Source organism: Asticcacaulis currens (genome assembly GCF_028550395.1).
Lineage (GTDB): Bacteria > Pseudomonadota > Alphaproteobacteria > Caulobacterales > Caulobacteraceae > Asticcacaulis > Asticcacaulis currens.
This window is the reverse complement of the sequence record NZ_JAQQKW010000001.1, coordinates 378,888-397,672: the sequence shown is the minus strand read 5'-3', so window position 1 is coordinate 397,672 and position 18,785 is coordinate 378,888. Positions and strand designations below refer to the sequence as shown.

Genomic DNA, 18,785 nt, shown 5'->3' with positions numbered 1-18,785 from the left:
CAGGATCATTGTCAATCTATCCGGGCCGGAGCAATCCGGCCCTTTCTTTATCCGCTCTCATTTGTTGATGCGAGCCTTGCGGAGACCCGCTATGAAAGTCACCTTCGATATCGAATGCACGCCGCAGGAGGCCCGCGCGTTTTTGGGCCTCCCCAATGTCGAGACGCTAAACGACTATATGGTTGAGCAGATGAAGGCCCGCGTCGAACAAAATATCCAATCAATGCAGCCCGAGGAGATCATCAAGACCTGGTCGAGCTTCGGCGTGCAGGCGCAGGATCACTTCCTCAAGATGATGCAATCCGCGGCTACCGCCAGCATGGGCGGTTTCAAGGGCGGTAAGTAGGCTCTCGTGTTTCACGTGAAACAGACGATTTTTGCTTTGGCGTCGGCACAGGGCCGGGCCGGCGTATCAGTCATCCGCGTTTCTGGGCCTCAAGCCGCGCAGGTGGTTGAGGCCTTGTTGGGGCGCTTGCCACGTCCGCGTTACACGACGCTCGGACATCTGCGCTATGAGGGTGAACTGATCGATCAGGCTCTGGTCCTGTGGTTCAAGAGTCCGAACAGTTTTACCGGCGAAGACTGTGCCGAGTTCCATATTCATGGCTCTCGCGCTGTGCTGGAACGCCTTTATGCGGTGTTTCGCGCTGAGGGCCTGCGCCACGCTGAACCAGGTGAGTTCTCACGGCGGGCTTTTGAAAATGGCAAGCTCGACCTGACTCAGGCCGAGGCGATTTCCGATCTGGTCGAAGCTGAGTCCGAGGCGCAGCGGCGTCAGGCCCTGATGCAGCTCGAGGGCGGCTTTCGCGATCGCTATGCCCAATGGCGCGATGCCCTGATCCGCATTCTGGCTCACATCGAAGCCATTGTCGATTTCCCGGATGAGGATATTCCGGAGCACCTTAGCGAACGCATTATTGCGGATATTATCACGCTGAAAACAGACGTCGGAGCTGCGATTTCCGATGCGCGGCGCGGACAGCAGATCCGCGAAGGTTATCGCATCGCCATTATGGGTAAACCCAATGCCGGCAAGTCGAGCCTGTTTAACGCCTTGCTGCAAACTGACGCGGCCATTGTCACACCGATTGCCGGCACGACGCGCGATGTGATCGAGTCTCCCATTCGTATCGGACCCTTTGTGGCCTTGATCTATGACACGGCGGGCTTGCGCGAAACCGAGGATGTGGTCGAGTTCGAAGGTATCCGCCGTGCGAAGGCGAGGGGGCAATCGGCAGATTTGCGCTTGTGGGTCGTGGATGTGTCGGATGCTGCGGAAGATCTGTCGGATATTCAACCCGGGGACTATCTGATCCTCAACAAGACAGATCAAATATCTGCGGAATCCCTTGCAGCGCTTCGATCTCAGCATGAGGACAAAAAGGTCCGCCTTCTGGAAACCAGCCTGACCAAAGGTGAGGGGATTGAGGCGGTTCAACGCGCCTTGGAGACTGATCTCGAAGCGGCCCTTTCTCTCAGTACGTTTCCGGCAGCGACGCGGGAACGGCATGGCGAACGTCTGCGGGAGGTTGATGCGGCTTTGGATCGTGCTCTGGGTATCGGTTTCGCCACACCTGAATTGATGGCCGAAGACCTTCGCCAGGCGCTTTCCGCTTTTGATGCTTTGTTTGGTCGCACGGATGTCGAGCAGGTTCTCGATCATATCTTCTCCAGTTTCTGCATAGGCAAATAGGAGTGTTTCACGTGAAACACGGATAACGCCAAAATTAACACTTCTCGATTCGACCCGTCCGGCCTGATCTGCTATAGCCAGCCCTCACTGGTTTTCCTCACAGGTTGAAGCTCTATGACCCGGTTTTGGGATGTCATTGTCGTCGGTGGAGGTCATGCGGGCGCCGAAGCCGCGACGGCTGCGGCGCGCATGGGTGCCAAGACCCTTCTTCTGACGCACAAGATCGAAACCCTGGGTGAGATGTCATGCAACCCAGCCATTGGAGGCTTGGGCAAGGGCCATCTGGTGCGCGAAATCGACGCTTTGGACGGCGTGATGGGCCGCATGGCCGATATTGGCGGCATCCAGTTCAAGATGCTCAATCGCTCCAAGGGGCCAGCCGTCCGTGGCCCGCGCGCTCAGATCGACCGTAAGCTTTATCGTGAAGCCATGCAGGCCGAACTGCTAAGCACCGAAAACCTGACGATTATCGCGGCAGCGGTCGAAGACCTGATCCTTGAGGATGATACGGTCGTTGGCACAGTCGATGCGCAGGGTTTCGAATACCGCTCGAAGGCCGTGGTGCTGACGACCGGCACCTTTTTGCGTGGCATCATTCATATCGGCGAGAAGCGCATGGCGGCCGGGCGGTTTGGCGATGAGCCGGCCAATGGTCTGGGGCAACGCCTTTATGATCTGAAACTCGATATGGGCCGCCTGAAAACCGGTACGCCGGCGCGGCTGGATGGCAAGACGATTAACTGGGATATTCTGGAAAAGCAGGAAGGCGACGCGGTTCCGACGCCGTTTTCGACCCTGAACGCAGCCATCGACCGGCCGCAGATCACCTGTGGCATCACCTATACGAATGCCGATACGCACCGTATCATTCAGGAGCGGATCACGGAATCGGCGGTCTATGGTGGCCACCTGTCCGGACGCGGCCCGCGTTATTGTCCCTCCATTGAGGACAAGGTGGTGCGCTTTTCGGACAAGGACAGCCACCAGGTGTTTCTGGAGCCCGAAGGCTATGACGATGACACCGTCTATCCGAACGGTATCTCGACCAGCGTGTCTGAGGCAACGCAGGAAGCCTTCTTACGCACCATTCGCGGCCTCGAAAATGTGGTTATAAAGCGTTACGCCTACGCCATTGAATACGACTATGTTGATCCGCGTGAGCTTTACCCGACGCTTGAGCTGAAGCGTCTGCCGGGCCTGTTTCTGGCCGGGCAGATCAACGGCACAACGGGCTATGAAGAGGCGGGGGCGCAGGGCCTGATGGCTGGCCTGAACGCGGCCGCGCGTGCCGGTGGCCTGAGCCCGTTGGTGCTGGGGCGTGACGAAGCCTATATCGGGGTGATGATCGACGATCTGGTGACCAAGGGCGTCACGGAACCCTATCGCATGTTTACAAGCCGTGCGGAGTTCCGCCTGAAGCTGCGCGCCGACAATGCGGATCAGCGTCTGTCGGATATCGCGCTGAAAATCGGCCTTATGGGAGACCGGCGCAAGGCGCACTGGCTTGAGAAGAAGCAGGCGTTGGCCACAGCGCGTCAACGCGCGGATGAGCTTAAGCTGACGCCCAATGAGGCCAATGTTTTGGGTATCCGCGTCAATGCCGATGGTCAGAAGCGCAACCTGCTGCAGCTCCTGTCCTACGACACCTGTTCGCGGGATAAGCTGGAAGCGGTGTGGCCGGAGCTTAAAGACTGGTCTGACAGCGTGTTCGAGCAGATCGAAATCGACGCCCTTTATTCGGGCTATCTCGGTCGTCAGGCGGCAGAGATCGACGCTTTTCGCAAGGACGAAAACCTGGCCCTGCCCCAAGACCTCGACTATGCGATGGTGGGCGGGTTGTCCAATGAAGCCAGAGAGAAGCTGAGCCGGGTCAGACCCCTGACGCTCGGTCAAGCCCGCCGCATAGAGGGTATGACTCCGGGTGCCTTGACGGCGCTCCTGTTTTACGTGCGCAACCTGAAAAAAGGCGCGGCCTGATGTCGTCGGTTGAGCTTGCCCAACCCATGACGCCTGAGGAGATGGCCGCGCATCTGGTGTTTCACGTGAAACAGGCGGCCATTGATGACCTTACCCGCTTTGGTCAGGTGCTGGCCGAGCGCAATGAGGTGATGAACCTTGTTGGCCCCGCGACGATCCCGCATTACTGGTCGCGGCACGTCCTTGATTCCGCGCAACTATTGAACCATGCACCGTGGGCCAGAAGCTGGGCGGACCTTGGGGCAGGGGCGGGTTTTCCCGGCGTCGTACTGGCCATACTTTTGAAACACCTGTCCACAGATTCAGGCGAATCACCCACAGACCGGCGCGTGTTTCTCATCGACTCTCTGGCCAAGCGCTGTCGCTTTTTAGGCGAAGTTGTGCGAGACTTGGACCTGCCGGCGACGGTGATCAACGACCGGGCGGAGAATGTCTCTTTGAAGGTCGATGTGGTTACCGCCCGCGCCATGGCGCCTTTGCCGAAGCTGATCGGATTTGCCGAAAGCTTTTTCCGCAAAGGGGCCGAGGGCTGGTTGCTGAAAGGCGAAAACGTCGAGGCGGAAATCGCTGAAGCGCACAAAAACTGGGCCTTTCAGTCTGATCTGTTCACGTCCTTGAGCGACCCGCGTGGTCGCGTCCTGCATATTCGGAGCGTTCGCCGTGCCAGATAGTTTCCCCCCGCACCCCATGCCCCGCGTTCTGGCGGTGTCTAACCAGAAGGGTGGGGTGGGCAAGACGACGACGGCGATCAATCTCGGCACCGCTCTGGCGGCTGTCGGCGAGACGGTGCTGATCATCGACATGGACCCGCAGGGTAACGCCTCAACCGGTCTAGGCGTGCCGCGTTCGGCGCGTACCACTACCATCTATGATGTGATCGTCGATCAGCAGCCCATTGGCGAATGCGCGGTCAAGACCTCAGTGCCCGGCCTGTACATCATCCCGTCGGATCCCGACCTGTCGGGGGTGGAGATCGAGCTGGGTCAGGCCGACCGCCGTTCCTATCGTTTGCGCGATGCGCTTGAGCATCAGGCGCAGGTCGGTGAACTGGCCTATTCCTATGTGCTGATCGACTGTCCGCCGTCTCTGAACCTCCTGACTATCAACGCCATGAGCGCCGCCGATGCGGTGCTCGTGCCGCTGCAATGCGAGTTCTTTGCGCTGGAAGGCCTGTCGCAACTGATGCGCACCATTGATCTGGTCAAGGGTTCACTGAACCCCAGACTGGAGCTTCAGGGCATCGTCCTGACCATGTTCGACCGCCGCAATGCCTTGTCGGGTCATGTGGCGAGGGACGTGCGCTCGCATTTCGGTGAGAAGGTTTATGACACCGTCATCCCGCGTAATGTGCGTGTGTCTGAGGCCCCATCGTTCGGTAAGCCCGCTTTGATCTACGATCTGAAATGCACGGGTTCGCAGGCCTATCTGAAACTGGCCCGCGAGGTCGTTCAACGTGAAAAAGTGCGCCGCGCGGCTGCTTGACCAGGACTGAAGGATACATATGTCTGAGAAACAAAGAGGGTTGGGTCGCGGTCTGTCAGCACTGCTGAGCGACAATCAGGGATCTGTGCCCATAGCCACCGCCGATGGCAAGCCCGCCGCCACGATGGAAAAGCCGATTGAGCTTCTGCAGCGCAATCCGGATCAACCACGACGTTTCTTCTCGGAAGCCGAGATCGACGACCTCAGCGCCTCGATCAAGGAGAAGGGCGTGCTGTCGCCCATTCTGGTCCGGCCGTTGCCTAATCAAGCGGGGCAGTTTCAGATCATCGCCGGTGAACGCCGCTGGCGTGCCGCGCAAAAGGCGGGCCTCAAAACCGTGCCCGTGATCGTGCGTGAACTGGACGATCTTGAGGTGCTGGAAATCGGCATCATCGAAAACGTGCAGCGCGAAGACCTGAACCCCATCGAAGAGGCGCGCGCCTATAAGGTATTGATGGAACGATTTGGCCGCACGCAGGACGCGGTGGCGCAGGTGGTTTCAAAATCACGCAGCCATATTGCCAATATGATGCGCCTGCTGGGTCTGCCGGAGGTTATTCAGGACCACGTCATTCACGGCCGCCTGAGTGCTGGCCACGCCCGCGCCATTGCCACGGCGGCTAATCCCGAAGCCCTGGCTGAGGTGATCATTCAAAAAGGTCTGTCAGTACGTCAGGCGGAATCGCTGGCGCGCACCGCGCTTGGTGACGAGGCCAAACCGGCGCGTCCTAAGGCGCAAGCCAATGCCGATGTACTGTCGTTGGAGCAGGACCTCCAAGAACTTCTGGGCCTCAACGTCAAGCTGGACGACAAGGGCGGCAAGGGTGAGGTTCGCATCGCCTATGCCAGCCTTGAGCAACTGGATGACGTCTGTCGCCGCCTGATGGCGGGTTCCTCGCTGAGGTAAGTCATGTTTGCGCGCCTTAATCAGTTTTGGTTTGCGCGTATTGGTGTGTTCGTCGTGGTGATATGGCTTCTGGTCGTATCGCTCAATGCGGTCTTCGGACGCTTGTCGTGGGACTCGTTCAAACACGCGGCGATTGTAGGCTGTTTGTTCTATCTCTTGCTCTGCCTAGGCGGATATGTCTTCGTCGGCCTTTGGAGACTGATGAAATTTGCTTCTTACAGGGAATTGCTAAAGCCAGGTTCTATTCGCTCTGCCGCATTTCAAAAATGGAAGATGCCGAAGGAATAAGGCCTCGAATTATGGGGATAAGGAGAGGGGTTTATAACCCCAGCCGCTTGGCCCGCCCGGCAATGCTCATATAGAGGCGTTCGGCCAACAATAGGTCCGGCATCCCCGTCGATTTGCACTGCTTGTCAGTCTCGATCAGTTCTTTGGACAACGGGTCGAGGTAATAATCCGACCAGGCGCGGGCCTGACGCAGAAACTCCGCCTCCTGCTTCCAGAAGACACCTGCCGCACGGGTGGCTTGTTTGGCGTCGATGCCCTTGGCCATCTGGGCCTGAATGAGCCGCAGTTTGACCAGATGGCCGTTGAGGGCTCGCAGGGCCGCAGAGCCGTCTTCGCCTTCGGCAAAGGCGCGGCGCAAACCCGCCTGAGCCGGGGCCATTTTGGCGCCAAAGGCCTGTAGAGCGGCATCGAATAGCGAGGCATCGGGTTCGACGCCCAAAAATTCCTGTAGTTCCTTGTCGTCGATGGTGCGGCGCGAACCCGGCCCGATGAACAAACACAGGCGCTCGATCTCCTGGCGCGCCACGCCCCGTTCCTTGGGCAGGCGGGCAGCGAAGATATCCATGGCGTCGGGGGTCAGGGCGACCTCGTTCTGCGCCAGAGTCTCACGCGCCATACGCACTACGTCGCCGGTCTCGTCCTCGTAGCAGGCAATAGAGGCGATGACCTTGTCGGCGTCGGCCAGCTTGCGCACGGCGGAGTCGCCGCCCAGACCTCCGGCCTCGATCAGAAAGAAGGCATCGCGGTTCAGCTCACCCGAGGCATGGGCCTTGAGCGCGGCTGCCACCTGTTTGTCGAGAGCGGCCTTTTCCGAAAAGAATTTGAGCCGCACCAGTCGCCGACCGCCCATCAGCGATTGCGCCTGAAGCTCGTCCTCAAGGCGCGCGGGATCGGCGTCGATATCCGTATCGGTCAACAGCGATACGTTGAACGGGTCCTTGATGTCGGGGACGATTTTCTGGGCCAAGACCTGTCCCCGCTCCAGCACCTGCCCACGGTCCTTGCCGTAAATCAGACAGGCGATCACCTCGCGCGGCGGTGATTTGAGGAATCCCTCAATCTCAGGACGCTTGACCAGTTTCATATGGCTTAGCGGGCCGGGGCGGCAGTCTTATCATGAAAGAATAGCACCAGTTCACTACGGATGCGCTCACTGATGGCTGTGGCGGCGCGTTGCTGACCGTCCTTCTGAGCGGCAACACCGGCATAGGGCGACTGACCATTGGCGTCGTAAGTGGTTGTATCGACGAAGGTTCCTTTGGTCAGAACTTTACGTGTCGCCGTTTCGATCAGGCTGTATTCCACTGTGGTCGAGATTTCCGACCGTACAGCGATATCATTGACCCCGATACCGATATCGTAGCGCTTTTCATCGAGTTTGACGCTCAGTCGATATCGCTTCTGGCCCTCAAGGGTGTTGAAGCCCGACACCAGATTTTTCCGCAGGAAGTAGCCAGTGCGCGAATCCGTGGTGATGACGTCGATATTGGCCAGCTCTCCGGGCAGGCCCTTCTGTGCATAGACCGGCGTAAAGCCGCACCCGCTCAAGGCAAGCGGCGCGCTCAGCAGGGCGAAGGCCAGAAGGGCTTTGCGGATCATGGTCAGCCTACGACAAAGTTGAGGATGCGGTTCGGAACGACGATGACCTTACGCACCGTGACGCCGTCAAGATGACGCTTCACGCCCTCGTCGGCAAGCGCCATTTCACGGATCTCCGCCTCGGTGGCATTGAGCGGCACCTGAAGCTCACCACGCTTCTTACCGTTGACCTGAACGGGCAGGGTATAGACGTCGTCGGTGGCCAGAGCCGGATCAAATTGCGGCCAGGCGGCGTCGGCGATCAGGCCATCATGCCCCAGACGTGCCCAGCCTTCTTCGGCCAGGTGCGGTGTCACGGGGGCGATCAGCCCAGCCAGAATGGTCAGGGCTTCCCGGCGCGCTGCGGTACCGGTCTTTTGTACGTCCGAAGCGCGCAGGGCGTTGACGAACTCATAAAGCTTTGCGATCGCGCCGTTGAAGCGGAAGCCTTCGAAGCCTTCGGTCACGGCCTTGGCAGCCTTATGCGCCACCTTGCGCAGCTCGAGCGCGGCGGCTTCGTCCGTAGCCGGAACATCACCCTCAGGCAGGCTGTCGAATTCCGCCCACACGCGTGATGTAAAGCGCCACGAGCCTTCGACGCCCGATGCGGTCCACTGCACATCGCGCTCAGGCGGGGAGTCGGACAACACGAACAAACGCGCCGCATCGACGCCATAGGTGTCGAAAATGTCTTCCGGAGCGACGACGTTCTTTTTCGACTTCGACATCTTTTCGACGTCGCCGATTTTCAGCGCTTCGCCGGTGGACAGCTTGATGGCGCTACGCTTGCTGCCTTCGCTGGTGACTTCGACGTCTGACGGATCAACCCACTCGCCTGAAGCTGTCTTATAGGTCTCGTGCGTCAGCATACCTTGGGTAAACAGGCCGGCGAACGGCTCCTTCACATCCAAATAGCCGCAGGTGTTGAGCGCGCGGGTGATAAAGCGCGAATAGAGCAGGTGCAGGATGGCGTGCTCAATACCCCCGATATACTGATCAACGGGCAGCCAGTAGTCAGCATCGGCCTTGCGAATGGCCTCTGAGGCGTCGGGAGCCGTAAAGCGCGCGAAATACCACGACGAATCCACAAAGGTGTCGAGCGTGTCGGTTTCGCGGCGCGCCGACTTGCCACAGTGGGGGCAATTGACATGCTTCCAGGTCGGGTGACGGTCCAGCGGGTTGCCCGGCACGTCGAAGGTCACGTCTTCGGGCAGGGTAACGGGCAACTGGTCGTCCGGCACCGGCACGACGCCGCAATCGTCACAATGGATGACCGGGATGGGGCAACCCCAGTAGCGCTGGCGCGACACGCCCCAATCACGAAGGCGATAGATGATGGCGCCTTCGCCATGACCCATGGACTCGATCTTTTCAATCGCCGTCGCCTTTGCGGTTTCGATGTCCAGACCGTCGAGGAATTCGGAATTGAAGATCGTGCCGGGACCGGTATAGGCCTCGGTTTCCACCTTGAAACTGGCCGCATCGGCATCGGCTGGCAGGACCACTTCGCGCACCGGCAAATCGTATTTACGGGCAAAGTCGAGATCGCGCTGGTCATGCGCTGGGCAGCCGAAAATGGCTCCGGTGCCGTAGCCCATCAGGACGAAGTTGGCGATCCACACGTCCAGAGTCTCACCCGGCTTGAACGGATGCACGACCTTCAGACCGGTGTTGAAACCAAGCTTTTCGCCGGTGTCGATCTCTTCCTGTGTCGTACCGCCCTTTTTGACCTGATCTAGGAAGGCGTCCAGTTCCGGGGTCACAGGCAGGGCCTTAACCAGCGGATGATCGGCGGCCACGGCGACGAAGCCCGCGCCGAACAGGGTGTCCGGACGGGTGGTATAGACTTCCAGCGGTTCGTGCGCCACGTCGCCCGCGAAGTCGAATTTGAACTTCAGACCCTTGGAGCGGCCGATCCAGTTGGCCTGCATCAGGCGCACCTTGTCCGGCCAGCGGTCAAGTGTCGAAAGCCCTTCGACCAGATCGTCGGCGTACTGGGTGATCTTGAGGAACCACTGGGTCAGGTTGCGCTTTTCGACCACAGCACCCGAACGCCAGCCCTTGCCGTCGATGACCTGTTCATTCGCCAGAACCGTATTGTCCACCGGGTCCCAGTTGACCTGAGACTCCTTGCGGTAGACGAGGCCGTGCTTTAGCAGGTCGAGGAACCACTTCTGCTGCTTGCCATAATAGCTAGGATCGCAGGTGGCAAATTCGCGCGTCCAGTCGATCGACAGGCCCAGGCGCTGAAGTTGCGCTTTCATGCTGGCGATATTGTCGTAGGTCCAGCCCTTCGGGTGGATACCGCGTTCCATGGCCGCGTTTTCCGCCGGCATACCAAAGGCGTCCCAGCCCATCGGGTGCAGCACGTTGAAACCGCGCGCGCGTTTAAAGCGCGCCACGAGGTCACCCATGGCGTAGTTGCGCACATGGCCCATATGGATGCGGCCGGACGGGTAGGGGAACATCTCAAGGACGTAGTATTTCGGCTTGTCGCCAGCCTGCTCCTTCGACCGGGTCAGGAAAGTCTGGGCGGCATCCCAGCGGGCGCGTTGTTTCGGTTCGGACTCTTTGGGATTGTAGCGGGACATCAACGGACCTTTAGCGCGATTGGCGCGAAAAACAGGCGTCCGGCATAAACAAAAAGAGCGTCCGGGTCAAAGCCCGAACGCCCTTAATTTTGCAGCCGGAGAAGGGCTTATTTCACATTGGACAGACGCAGCTGACGCGCGCGCGTCAGAATAGCGTTTTCGATGTCGATCTGGGTCTGGGCCGAGACACTGGCGTCCACCCACTGACCGCCCGTATTGACCTGCTTGTACAGCGAGACGTTCAGAGCGTCTGCGCGCAGACGGGTATCAAGGATATAGACCGTGGCCTTGAAACGCTCATCCGGCTTTTCCGGGTTGGCGTACCAGTCAGTGACGATGATGCCGCCCCACGGATCGGCGGAGGCCAGCGGCATGAACGAAATGGTGTCGAGCGAGGCGCGCCACAGATAAGAGTTGACGCCGATCGTCGCGTTGGCCTGTTCGCTGATCGGCTTGGCACCCCCGAGACCCAGGAAACCGCGCTTTTCGGCCTTAGCGTCGATGGTCGTCTCGTTCTTCTTGCCTAAGCTCAGGCAGCCCGTCAGGCTCAGAGACAGGGCTGCGGCCAGCGTAATCAGAGCCGCCTTCTTGATCGTCTTCATAGTGTGTCGTCCACTCCGCATTCTGTCCCGACGCGCCACCTTCCGGAAAGGCAGATGGGCACCCGGCCTGTTAACCGCTCTATAGCATGAGCAAACGGGGGTATGACAAGCCTTTCCTTGTCCCCCGGCCCCTGCCTTGCCCGCCTGGCCAGACTCCCGACAGGAGGCGCGCGAGCGAAATCCGGGGCAGGCTGGCACCCAATCGCGGCAGTTGTGCGGCAAAGTCGCATTCGGTTCGAAATGTGCATCTCTTCGGATGCCAGACGGCGTGTCTATTTGATCACATCTTTTGAGCGAATTTGACAGCTTTGCCAAATAACGTCGATCACTATTGATTTCGTCGGTACAGGCTTTTAAGCGATGTGTAACATATCTGTGCCCAAATCAGGGTGCAGGCTATGGTCGGACAGGCTAAAAAACGGTGCTGACGGCGGTTTCAAAAATCCGTCATATCACCCATATATGGCGTGTCCTTGATTAGTGAGCGTGGCTGGCCTGCGGGCCGATCGTCTAATGTGGCAGTGTTATGAAACGGGTTATTGCAGCAGGGGTATCGGTTATGGCCGTGGCGCTCGTCGCCTCCATGCCTGCCTATGCGCTTAATAGCCAGAACAGTAAGCCCAAAGCCAGCGAAAGCTCCGCGCCGCTCAGCCTCAGCACGATTTCCACCGATACCACGGGCGCTAGCCGCCAGCAGTCGAAAATCTATCAGTGGTCCGTCAAAGGCCGCTGGGGTTTGAAACTCGATCTCAACCAGGACGAGGCACGCCCGTCCGGCTGGAACGATGTGGACGCGGGTGCCTTCTACAAGATTTCGCCCTCCGTGCGCGTGGGCGGTACGGTCGGCTTCGGTGAAAAGACCAAGTCGCTGCAACCGCGCGATCCGGCGGCCGATAAGGACCAGCCCCGCGTGCGTCTGGAAACCACATTCAAGTTCTGATCATTTAAGCTGAAACGCGTCTATCGCGCCAAAACCGGCCAGTCCGGAGTGCGTCAACTGATCGGCATTGTCTGCACTGATCCCCCCTAAACCCAGAACCGGTACCGGGCTGAGGTCGCAAAACATCTGGATACCCTTCACGCCCAGAGGCGCGATATCCTTTGCCGACGGGCTCTGACTGGTGAAAATCGGTGAAATGAAGAGGCCATCCAGCGCTGTGACCTCTCCCAAATCTAAAGTCTCGCAGCCGTGACAGGCGCCGGTAATCAGCCAGTACGGGTGCCGTTCGCGTATATCCGGCCCTTTTGACAGTGCCCGTTCCGGCAGATGCACTCCGTCGGCCCCCACCTCTTCGGCGAGAGCGTCGTCTTGCCCAATCAGAAGTCTCACGCCGTTGTCGGCGCACAGGGTGCGTAAGACACGGGCATGGGCCTCGGCATGGGGGTCACCGAAATGGCGGTAGATCACACCCGCTCCGGTAGGCAGGTGCGCGACAATCTCTTCCGGATGCGGTGTGCGTTTGGGATCAGTTAGGTAAAACAGAGGAGGCAGGTCGCGCCCGTTCGCACTGGACATATGTGCGTGGCGGGCTATGTCTTTGGCCCGGTTCATCAGAAAGGCGTAGCGGGTTCGGTATGTCATCTTCACCTTCGGCGGAAAATTACGCGCGTATTGTCAAAGGTCTGCACAAGACGCTGAAACTGACCGGGCGGCCGGAAGATTCCGCTTGCCTAACCGCGGTGTCCAAAAACCAACCCTGGGAGGTTATACGCCCGGTGCTGGAGGCTGGCCATCGGCGATTTGGCGAGAACCGTGTGCAGGAAGCGATGGAACGCTGGAGGCCGGTAAAGGATCAATATCCCGATCTGACATTGTGCCTCATCGGCCCGCTTCAAAGCAATAAGGCCGCCGATGCCGTGGCTTTTTTCGATATTATCGAAAGCGTTGATCGGGAAAAGATCGCCCGTGCCATCTCGGATGAGGCACAAAAGCAGGGTCGCTCACCGCACATCTATGTGCAGGTCAATATCGGCGAAGAAGCGCAAAAGGCCGGGATTTTGCCGACTGAAGCCGACGCCTTTATCGCGACAGTGCGCAGCTATGGGCTTGAGCCGCGCGGCCTGATGTGTATTCCGCCGGTCGAAGGACCGCGCGGTCCCTATTTCGCCCTGTTACGCAAGATCGCCGAGCGCAACGGCATCGGGCATCTCAGCATGGGAATGAGTGACGACTTCGAAACGGCCCTGCGCTTCGGATCGAACGAGATCCGCGTAGGCACGGCGATTTTCGGTCAGCGCTGAATCGCCTCGCCATGCCTTGGCAACGGCGGAGATTATCGGCTTATCTCCACATAGGTTTCGGCGTCGGCCGTTTTCAGCAGTTCGCGCAGATGGTCCAGACTGAGCGCCACGCAACCTTCGGTGCCGGAATAGTCCTCACGCGCCAGATGCAGGAATATGGCTGAGCCCAGCCCCTTGACCGGCGGGTCGTCATTATGACCCAGCACAACGATCAGGTCATAGACATGATCCTCGCGCCACAGCGTTTCGTGCGATCCATCAAAGGGGAGTTTGACGGGCAGATTATAAAGATTACTGCTTACATCGTCGCACCAGCCGTCATCGGGCGACAGGGCCTTTACCGGAAGGACGGTTTCCGGCACGGGCAGGCGGTCCGGACGGTACCAGACATAACGCACCGGCCACATCCCGAGCGGCGAGCGCAGATCGCCTTCTCTTTTGTCGGCCGCCGGAACAACGCCCCCTTTACCCAGCGCGCAATGCACCCTATCTGAGTTTAAGACTAGAAAACCCTCGGCGTATGCGGTAAAAATCTTGACCATAGGCCGGTTTACACCCTGAACTGAAAAAAACACCCACAACGCTACAGGATTAAGGTGCAACAAAAAACCCTGCTGATCGTTGATGACGATGACGAACTGCGCGAGGCGCTGGCCGAACAACTTGAACTTCACGAAGAGTTCAAGGTCACTCAGGCATCGAACGGCACCGAAGGCATCCGCCTTGGGAAGACCATCAATGCCGACCTGATCCTGCTGGATGTTGATTTGCCGGATATGGATGGGCGTGAAGCCTGCCGCCTGTTGCGTAAATCCGGCCTGACCACGCCGGTGATCATGCTGACCGGGGCGGCGTCTGATTCCGATCAGATTCTGGGGCTGGATGCGGGGGCCAATGACTATGTCACCAAGCCGTTTCGCTTTGCCGTCCTGCTGGCGCGTATCCGCGCTCAGGTCCGCAGCCACGAAACGTCCGAAGACGCGACCTTCCGCATCGGGCCTTACGAATTCAAACCGGCGCTCAAATTGCTGATCGATCAGGTGCAGAAGAAGATCCGCCTGACCGAAAAAGAAACCAACATCCTCAAATACCTCTATCGCGCCGGCGGCAAGCCGATTTCACGCGAAGAACTGCTGACCGAGGTGTGGGGCTATAATGCCGGGGTGACCACGCACACGCTGGAAACCCATGTCTATCGTCTGCGCCAAAAGATCGAGCCTGATCCGGCCAATGCCCGTCTGCTGATGACTGACGCGGGTGGGTACAGGTTGCAGTTTTAGAAAGCCGGGGCCTGATGGTCCCGGTTTTTTGTTGGGGGAAAAGCTGTGTGGGAGACGATTTGGATAACAGCCGCACTTATTGCGGGCTTTCTGGTCGTATCTTGGCTAATTCGCTGGGGGACACAGTTCTTTGGTTTTAATCGTGTAAAGACTTATTCGATAAGTATTTACAATGATGATGATTACGCTAGGTCCTATTCTTTTTGGCGCGATGGTTTCGATCTGACAAAGCCTCAGCGATTGCGTTTTCGATACAGCTTTCCTTCAGAAGAAAAGGCGCAGACTTTTCTGGACAGTGTGAAGTCTCAGGCGGATTTGACACTGTCTCTGGACGCAGATCAGACGCTGTGGCGCGTCACCATCACCCTTTTAATGATGGCCGAAAGACAATCTCTGCGGGACGCACGGTGGCGCTGGGATCATGATGTCCAAGTCAACAAAGGGGTTTATGAAGGCTGGGACATCAATGACTAAATCCAGCGCAGGATACTCCGGCACACCTTTGGCCAGGAAACTCGGTTACAAACCGGGTATGCGTGCGGTTTTAGTCGGCGCACCGGAAGACTATAACAACTGGCTTGAACCGTTACCCGACGGTGTGGAGTTCGGGGCTGATGACCCGGAACTGGTGCACATTTTCACCAATGAGCGTGTAATTCTGGAAGCGGCGCTGACGCATTGGCGTAGGGCCCTGAGACCAGACGGCATGGTCTGGGTATCGTGGCCCAAGAAGGCTTCAAAAGTGCCCACCGATATTACTGAAGACGTTATCCGCGAGGTCTGTCTACCGCTGGGCTTTGTCGATGTGAAGGTCTGCGCCGTCAGCGACGTGTGGTCGGGTTTGAAGCTGATGGTACGCAAGGAGCTACGCTGACCCTTCTCCCATTGCCGAGATATGGGGAGAGGGCTATTCTTCCAATCCCTCCGCTTCGCGGTGCTGGCGCTCATTTTCCTCGTCAATGACGTACCACGTAAACCATAGGGCATCTTCCAGCTTACCGCCCTTGGCCAGATAGGGTTCCAGTACCGCCGGAAAGGCCAGTCTGACCTGCTCGGCGAAGTCGTAATGCGCTTTCAGTTCTTCCCAGTCCTGTAGCGCCAGCTCCTCAACCATGCGGATACGCACTGCCCAAGGCAGGTCAGCCGGAGCCAAACCCGCCGGGTCGGTTTCGACCCAGTGACATTCGCCGATGGCGTCCGGAATGCGGATCTGAAGTTGGCCGCCCAGACTCATAAATCCGGCCCTGGTTGCAGCGCGGATAACTTCGGGGATGTCTTTGATCCTCCAGGCATATTCATTGTAACGGAAATCGGCCTTGGCCAGAATTTCGGCGGGTAGCCCGGCTTCTGCCGGCAGGGCGTCTTCGGTCATAGGTCGAACTCGATCTGAATAGGGGCGTGATCCGACGGCCGGTCCCATTCGCGGACGCGGTCGTGGATAATGGCGGCTATAGGCGACGTGATACGCGCCTTCAAGGCGGGATTGATTAGCAGGTGATCGAGTCGTAGCCCGCGATTGGACTTGCGGAAATCGGCGGCGCGATAGCTCCACCAGGTAAACAGCTTTTGCGGTTCCGGCCACAGTTCGCGGAAGGCGTCGTGAAAACCGCCCGCGTCCATCAGATTGGCGAACGCCTCCAGCTCAGGCGGGGTATGGCTGACCACCTTCAGCATCTGACGGTGGCTCCACACGTCGTTTTCACCGGGCGCAATATTGAGGTCGCCGGCAATCAGAAGGGGTGCATCGGGATTGCGGGATTTCAGATACGCGGTCAGGCGTTCATAAAATTCAAGTTTATGATCGAACTTGTCATTGGCTTCCCGGTCGGGGACATCGCCACCCGCCGGAATATAGAAATTCCAAAGGTCTATGCCGGCTGCCTTTATCCCCTGAACGCGCGCTTCACCCCGGCGGCAGAAGGGCAGGATTTCGTTGGTTTCAAACGGCAGTTTCGACACCAGCGCTACCCCGTGCCACCCCTTCTGACCGGTGACAAGGATGTGCGGATAGCCCGCTTCCTCAAACGCCTTACGCGGAAACTCACCGTTCTGGCACTTGATTTCCTGAAGGCACAGGATGTCCGGACGCGCCAAGTCGAGAAAACGTATGACCTGATCAATCCTCAGTCGCACAGAGTTGATGTTCCATGAGGCAATCGACAAACGCATAAGGGCTTCCTGACGCATAAAAAAACCCGGTCAGTGAGACTGACCGGGTCAGATGTTTGGCACATAACACGAAGAGATAAAGGGAAAAACGCACACAGGAGACGTCAATGCCGCCGTTTACACTCCGTCCGGAGCTGTGGGAATAATGACACGGTTGTGGAAAAACTCAATGCACATTTCCGTGTTTTTTCGCCGTTGAGGCGAATTTTCCGAACATCGGCTTCCTAACTAGTCTTCCATGGTATGCAGATCGCGCCCGCGCGTTTCCTTCATAAAGATGAGCGCGACGACGATGGCTGTGGCGCCGATGATCACAGGATACCACAGGCCGAAGAACAGATTGCCGGAACCGGCCACCATGGCGAAGGAAATGGCAGGCAGAAGCCCCCCGAACCATCCGGTCCCGATGTTATAGGGCAGGGACAGGGCTGTGTAGCGGATGCGGGTGGGGAACATCTCCACCAGGGCCGAGGCCATGGGGCCATAGAGGGCCGTCGCCCCGACGGTAAAGACAAACAGGACCGAAAAAATGCCCAGAATATTGACCCGTTTGGGATCGGCGGCTTCGGGATAGCCCGCCGCTTTCAGCGCGGCCTTAAGATCGGTCAGCGCGTTGGTTTTCAGCGTCGCCAGATCGGCCTTTGACAGGGTGTCACCCGATTGAACCGCTACGGTGCGCTGACCGATCTGCACCGTAGCAAACGTCGCCCCCGGCTCAGTTGGTTTGTTGACATAGGGTACGCCCAGGCTGGTCACCAGTGATTTCGCAAGGTCGCAGGAGGAGGTGAATTGCGCCTTCCCAACGGGATCAAACTGCACCGAACATTTGCGCGCGTCGGCGAAGATGACCACCGGCGTGCGGTTGACGGCATCGTCCAGCGCCGGATTGGCAAAGCGCGCCATCAGGTGGAAGCCGGGCACAAAACTCAGGACAGCAATGGCAATGCCCAGGATCATAACCGGTTTGCGTCCCACGCGGTCCGACAGGCTGCCCCAGAAGACATAGAGCACCGCGCTGACGATCGAAATACCCATCACCAGCAGGTTGACGGTGGTGGGCGCCAGCTTGACGCTCTTTTCCAGAAACACCTGAGTGTAGAAGAAGGTAGTGTACCACACGACGCCCTGCGCCGTCATGAAACCGAACAGGGCGATTAGCACCTGTCGCAGGTTGGACCACTGACCGAAGGCCTCCTTGAACGGGGCCTTGGAGACGTTGCCGCTGTCGTGCAGGGCGCGGAAGGCCGGGCTTTCGGCGGTCTTGGCGCGGATATAAACCGAAATGGCCAGAAGGACCGATGAAACAATGAAGGGAATGCGCCAGCCCCACGCGCCGAAGGCCTCTTCCTTGATGATGGTACGGGTCAAAAAGACGACCAGCAGGGCGATGACGAGGCCCAGAGAGGCAGAGGCCTGAATCCACGCCGTGTAGGCACCACGTTTGTCGGCCGGGGCGTGTTCGGCAACATAGACCACCGCTCCGCCATATTCACCGCCCATGGCGATACCCTGCAGAATACGCAGGGCGACCAACAGCAGAGGCGACCATATCCCCGCCTGTTCATAGGTGGGGAGGAAGCCGATCAGAACCGTGGCCATGCCCATCAGCAAAATAGTGTAGAGAAATGTGCCTTTGCGTCCTTTGCGGTCGCCAATGTGACCGAACAGCAGCGCGCCGAAGGGCCGCGACAGAAACCCCAGCGCGAAGGTCAAAAGCGCCAGGATCATGCCGGTGGTATCATCAAGCCCGGTAAAGAAGTTCCTGGTAATGATCGAGGTCAGGGCCCCGAAGATAAAGAAGTCATACCATTCGAATGTCGTCCCGGCGGCGGACGCCGCCACAATGGTTCGCAGGCCGGCGGCCTTCGTTACCTTGTCCGTCTTGGGGTGTGCTGGCATCGACTGACCCTGATACTGTTAAACGTCTTATGTGTTTGACTGCGCATTTGATCGAAGCCGCGCGTCGTGACAAGGGGT

At 58.5% G+C, this 18,785-nt stretch carries 21 protein-coding genes; 12 read left to right on the top strand and 9 right to left on the bottom strand.

Translation table 11 applies throughout. The features are described 5' to 3' along the window. Nucleotides 1-91: 91 nt before the first annotated feature. From PQU94_RS01700 to PQU94_RS01670, 7 genes are all read left to right on the top strand, one after another. Nucleotides 92-346, top strand: a complete 255-nt coding sequence (locus PQU94_RS01700; RefSeq protein ID WP_013477677.1) for a DUF6489 family protein — start codon at nucleotides 92-94, stop codon at nucleotides 344-346. 6 nt (nucleotides 347-352) lie between these two features. Next, nucleotides 353-1,693 carry a tRNA uridine-5-carboxymethylaminomethyl(34) synthesis GTPase MnmE gene (gene mnmE / locus PQU94_RS01695; protein WP_272739762.1) on the top strand — a complete coding sequence of 447 codons (1,341 nt, stop codon included), beginning with the start codon at nucleotides 353-355 and terminating at the stop codon, nucleotides 1,691-1,693. Nucleotides 1,694-1,807: 114 nt separating this feature from the next. Further along, nucleotides 1,808-3,670: a tRNA uridine-5-carboxymethylaminomethyl(34) synthesis enzyme MnmG gene (mnmG, locus tag PQU94_RS01690; RefSeq protein WP_272739761.1), complete on the top strand. Its 1,863-nt coding sequence runs from the start codon at nucleotides 1,808-1,810 to the stop codon at nucleotides 3,668-3,670. Between the two features lie 26 nt (nucleotides 3,671-3,696). Next, nucleotides 3,697-4,341 carry a 16S rRNA (guanine(527)-N(7))-methyltransferase RsmG gene (gene rsmG / locus PQU94_RS01685; RefSeq protein ID WP_272740049.1) on the top strand — a complete coding sequence of 215 codons (645 nt, stop codon included), beginning with the start codon at nucleotides 3,697-3,699 and terminating at the stop codon, nucleotides 4,339-4,341. A 16-nt stretch (nucleotides 4,342-4,357) separates the two neighbouring features. Next, nucleotides 4,358-5,152, top strand: a complete 795-nt coding sequence (locus PQU94_RS01680; protein WP_272740048.1) for a ParA family protein — start codon at nucleotides 4,358-4,360, stop codon at nucleotides 5,150-5,152. 19 nt (nucleotides 5,153-5,171) lie between these two features. Beyond that, entirely contained in the window at nucleotides 5,172-6,059 is an 888-nt protein-coding gene (locus PQU94_RS01675) for a ParB/RepB/Spo0J family partition protein (protein ID WP_272739760.1), read from the top strand. Nucleotides 6,060-6,062: 3 nt separating this feature from the next. Continuing rightward, nucleotides 6,063-6,347 (top strand): hypothetical protein, encoded by a 285-nt coding sequence (locus tag PQU94_RS01670; protein ID WP_272739759.1) that lies wholly within the window; start codon nucleotides 6,063-6,065, stop codon nucleotides 6,345-6,347. A 31-nt stretch (nucleotides 6,348-6,378) separates the two neighbouring features. On the opposite strand, the gene holA is transcribed toward PQU94_RS01670, so the two are convergent. The 4 genes from holA to PQU94_RS01650 form a co-directional block, all read right to left on the bottom strand. After that, on the bottom strand, nucleotides 6,379-7,431 hold the full coding sequence (holA, locus tag PQU94_RS01665; RefSeq protein ID WP_272739758.1) for a DNA polymerase III subunit delta: 1,053 nt from the start codon (nucleotides 7,429-7,431) through the stop codon (nucleotides 6,379-6,381). A 5-nt stretch (nucleotides 7,432-7,436) separates the two neighbouring features. Beyond that, nucleotides 7,437-7,946, bottom strand: coding sequence for a hypothetical protein (locus tag PQU94_RS01660; protein WP_272739757.1), 510 nt, complete (start codon nucleotides 7,944-7,946; stop codon nucleotides 7,437-7,439). 2 nt (nucleotides 7,947-7,948) lie between these two features. Then, the gene (leuS, locus tag PQU94_RS01655; RefSeq protein WP_272739756.1) at nucleotides 7,949-10,516 is read right to left on the bottom strand and encodes a leucine--tRNA ligase; all 2,568 of its coding nucleotides are present in this window, start codon (nucleotides 10,514-10,516) and stop codon (nucleotides 7,949-7,951) included. Nucleotides 10,517-10,623: 107 nt separating this feature from the next. Then, the gene (locus PQU94_RS01650) at nucleotides 10,624-11,118 is read right to left on the bottom strand and encodes a DUF3576 domain-containing protein (protein ID WP_272739755.1); all 495 of its coding nucleotides are present in this window, start codon (nucleotides 11,116-11,118) and stop codon (nucleotides 10,624-10,626) included. Nucleotides 11,119-11,644: 526 nt separating this feature from the next. Here PQU94_RS01650 and PQU94_RS01645 point away from each other — a divergent pair. Continuing rightward, entirely contained in the window at nucleotides 11,645-12,058 is a 414-nt protein-coding gene (locus PQU94_RS01645) for an NtrZ family periplasmic regulatory protein (RefSeq protein WP_272739754.1), read from the top strand. Here PQU94_RS01645 and PQU94_RS01640 read toward each other — a convergent pair whose 3' ends face one another. After that, nucleotides 12,059-12,700 (bottom strand): thiamine phosphate synthase, encoded by a 642-nt coding sequence (locus tag PQU94_RS01640; protein WP_272739753.1) that lies wholly within the window; start codon nucleotides 12,698-12,700, stop codon nucleotides 12,059-12,061. Here PQU94_RS01640 and PQU94_RS01635 point away from each other — a divergent pair. Beyond that, nucleotides 12,694-13,359, top strand: coding sequence for a YggS family pyridoxal phosphate-dependent enzyme (locus tag PQU94_RS01635; protein ID WP_272739752.1), 666 nt, complete (start codon nucleotides 12,694-12,696; stop codon nucleotides 13,357-13,359). The two genes, PQU94_RS01640 and PQU94_RS01635, sit on opposite strands and share 7 nt — an antisense overlap. A gap of 32 nt (nucleotides 13,360-13,391) precedes the next feature. Here PQU94_RS01635 and PQU94_RS01630 read toward each other — a convergent pair whose 3' ends face one another. Continuing rightward, nucleotides 13,392-13,901, bottom strand: coding sequence for a L,D-transpeptidase family protein (locus tag PQU94_RS01630; RefSeq protein ID WP_272739751.1), 510 nt, complete (start codon nucleotides 13,899-13,901; stop codon nucleotides 13,392-13,394). A 54-nt stretch (nucleotides 13,902-13,955) separates the two neighbouring features. On the opposite strand from PQU94_RS01630, the gene PQU94_RS01625 reads away from it, so the two are divergent. The 3 genes from PQU94_RS01625 to PQU94_RS01615 are packed head-to-tail and all read left to right on the top strand — an operon-like array spanning nucleotide 13,956 to nucleotide 15,513. Further along, nucleotides 13,956-14,639 carry a response regulator transcription factor gene (locus tag PQU94_RS01625; RefSeq protein WP_013477663.1) on the top strand — a complete coding sequence of 228 codons (684 nt, stop codon included), beginning with the start codon at nucleotides 13,956-13,958 and terminating at the stop codon, nucleotides 14,637-14,639. A 45-nt stretch (nucleotides 14,640-14,684) separates the two neighbouring features. Further along, complete coding sequence (locus PQU94_RS18135; protein WP_272739750.1) at nucleotides 14,685-15,113, top strand: ribonuclease E inhibitor RraB; 429 nt, start codon at nucleotides 14,685-14,687, stop codon at nucleotides 15,111-15,113. 58 nt (nucleotides 15,114-15,171) lie between these two features. Then, the gene (locus PQU94_RS01615) at nucleotides 15,172-15,513 is read left to right on the top strand and encodes a DUF3052 domain-containing protein (RefSeq protein ID WP_272739749.1); all 342 of its coding nucleotides are present in this window, start codon (nucleotides 15,172-15,174) and stop codon (nucleotides 15,511-15,513) included. A gap of 33 nt (nucleotides 15,514-15,546) precedes the next feature. Here PQU94_RS01615 and PQU94_RS01610 read toward each other — a convergent pair whose 3' ends face one another. The 3 genes from PQU94_RS01610 to PQU94_RS01600 form a co-directional block, all read right to left on the bottom strand. Next, nucleotides 15,547-16,011 (bottom strand): hypothetical protein, encoded by a 465-nt coding sequence (locus tag PQU94_RS01610; protein WP_272739748.1) that lies wholly within the window; start codon nucleotides 16,009-16,011, stop codon nucleotides 15,547-15,549. Next, complete coding sequence (xth, locus tag PQU94_RS01605) at nucleotides 16,008-16,808, bottom strand: exodeoxyribonuclease III (protein ID WP_272739747.1); 801 nt, start codon at nucleotides 16,806-16,808, stop codon at nucleotides 16,008-16,010. The genes PQU94_RS01610 and xth overlap by 4 nt, the downstream gene beginning before the upstream one ends. A gap of 228 nt (nucleotides 16,809-17,036) precedes the next feature. Continuing rightward, the gene (locus tag PQU94_RS01600; RefSeq protein ID WP_272739746.1) at nucleotides 17,037-18,707 is read right to left on the bottom strand and encodes an MFS transporter; all 1,671 of its coding nucleotides are present in this window, start codon (nucleotides 18,705-18,707) and stop codon (nucleotides 17,037-17,039) included. Between the last annotated feature and the right edge of the window lie 78 nt (nucleotides 18,708-18,785).

Coding starts and splice junctions, on each gene's coding strand:
- PQU94_RS01700 (WP_013477677.1), top strand. CDS start 92: ATGAAAGTCACCTTCGATATCGAATGCACGCCGCAGGAGGCCCGCGCG.
- mnmG (WP_272739761.1), top strand. CDS start 1,808: ATGACCCGGTTTTGGGATGTCATTGTCGTCGGTGGAGGTCATGCGGGC.
- rsmG (WP_272740049.1), top strand. CDS start 3,697: ATGACGCCTGAGGAGATGGCCGCGCATCTGGTGTTTCACGTGAAACAG.
- PQU94_RS01680 (WP_272740048.1), top strand. CDS start 4,358: ATGCCCCGCGTTCTGGCGGTGTCTAACCAGAAGGGTGGGGTGGGCAAG.
- PQU94_RS01675 (WP_272739760.1), top strand. CDS start 5,172: ATGTCTGAGAAACAAAGAGGGTTGGGTCGCGGTCTGTCAGCACTGCTG.
- PQU94_RS01670 (WP_272739759.1), top strand. CDS start 6,063: ATGTTTGCGCGCCTTAATCAGTTTTGGTTTGCGCGTATTGGTGTGTTC.
- holA (WP_272739758.1), bottom strand. CDS start 7,431: ATGAAACTGGTCAAGCGTCCTGAGATTGAGGGATTCCTCAAATCACCG.
- PQU94_RS01660 (WP_272739757.1), bottom strand. CDS start 7,946: ATGATCCGCAAAGCCCTTCTGGCCTTCGCCCTGCTGAGCGCGCCGCTT.
- leuS (WP_272739756.1), bottom strand. CDS start 10,516: ATGTCCCGCTACAATCCCAAAGAGTCCGAACCGAAACAACGCGCCCGC.
- PQU94_RS01650 (WP_272739755.1), bottom strand. CDS start 11,118: ATGAAGACGATCAAGAAGGCGGCTCTGATTACGCTGGCCGCAGCCCTG.
- PQU94_RS01645 (WP_272739754.1), top strand. CDS start 11,645: ATGAAACGGGTTATTGCAGCAGGGGTATCGGTTATGGCCGTGGCGCTC.
- PQU94_RS01635 (WP_272739752.1), top strand. CDS start 12,694: ATGTCATCTTCACCTTCGGCGGAAAATTACGCGCGTATTGTCAAAGGT.
- PQU94_RS01640 (WP_272739753.1), bottom strand. CDS start 12,700: ATGACATACCGAACCCGCTACGCCTTTCTGATGAACCGGGCCAAAGAC.
- PQU94_RS01630 (WP_272739751.1), bottom strand. CDS start 13,901: ATGGTCAAGATTTTTACCGCATACGCCGAGGGTTTTCTAGTCTTAAAC.
- PQU94_RS01615 (WP_272739749.1), top strand. CDS start 15,172: ATGCGTGCGGTTTTAGTCGGCGCACCGGAAGACTATAACAACTGGCTT.
- PQU94_RS01610 (WP_272739748.1), bottom strand. CDS start 16,011: ATGACCGAAGACGCCCTGCCGGCAGAAGCCGGGCTACCCGCCGAAATT.
- xth (WP_272739747.1), bottom strand. CDS start 16,808: ATGCGTTTGTCGATTGCCTCATGGAACATCAACTCTGTGCGACTGAGG.
- PQU94_RS01600 (WP_272739746.1), bottom strand. CDS start 18,707: ATGCCAGCACACCCCAAGACGGACAAGGTAACGAAGGCCGCCGGCCTG.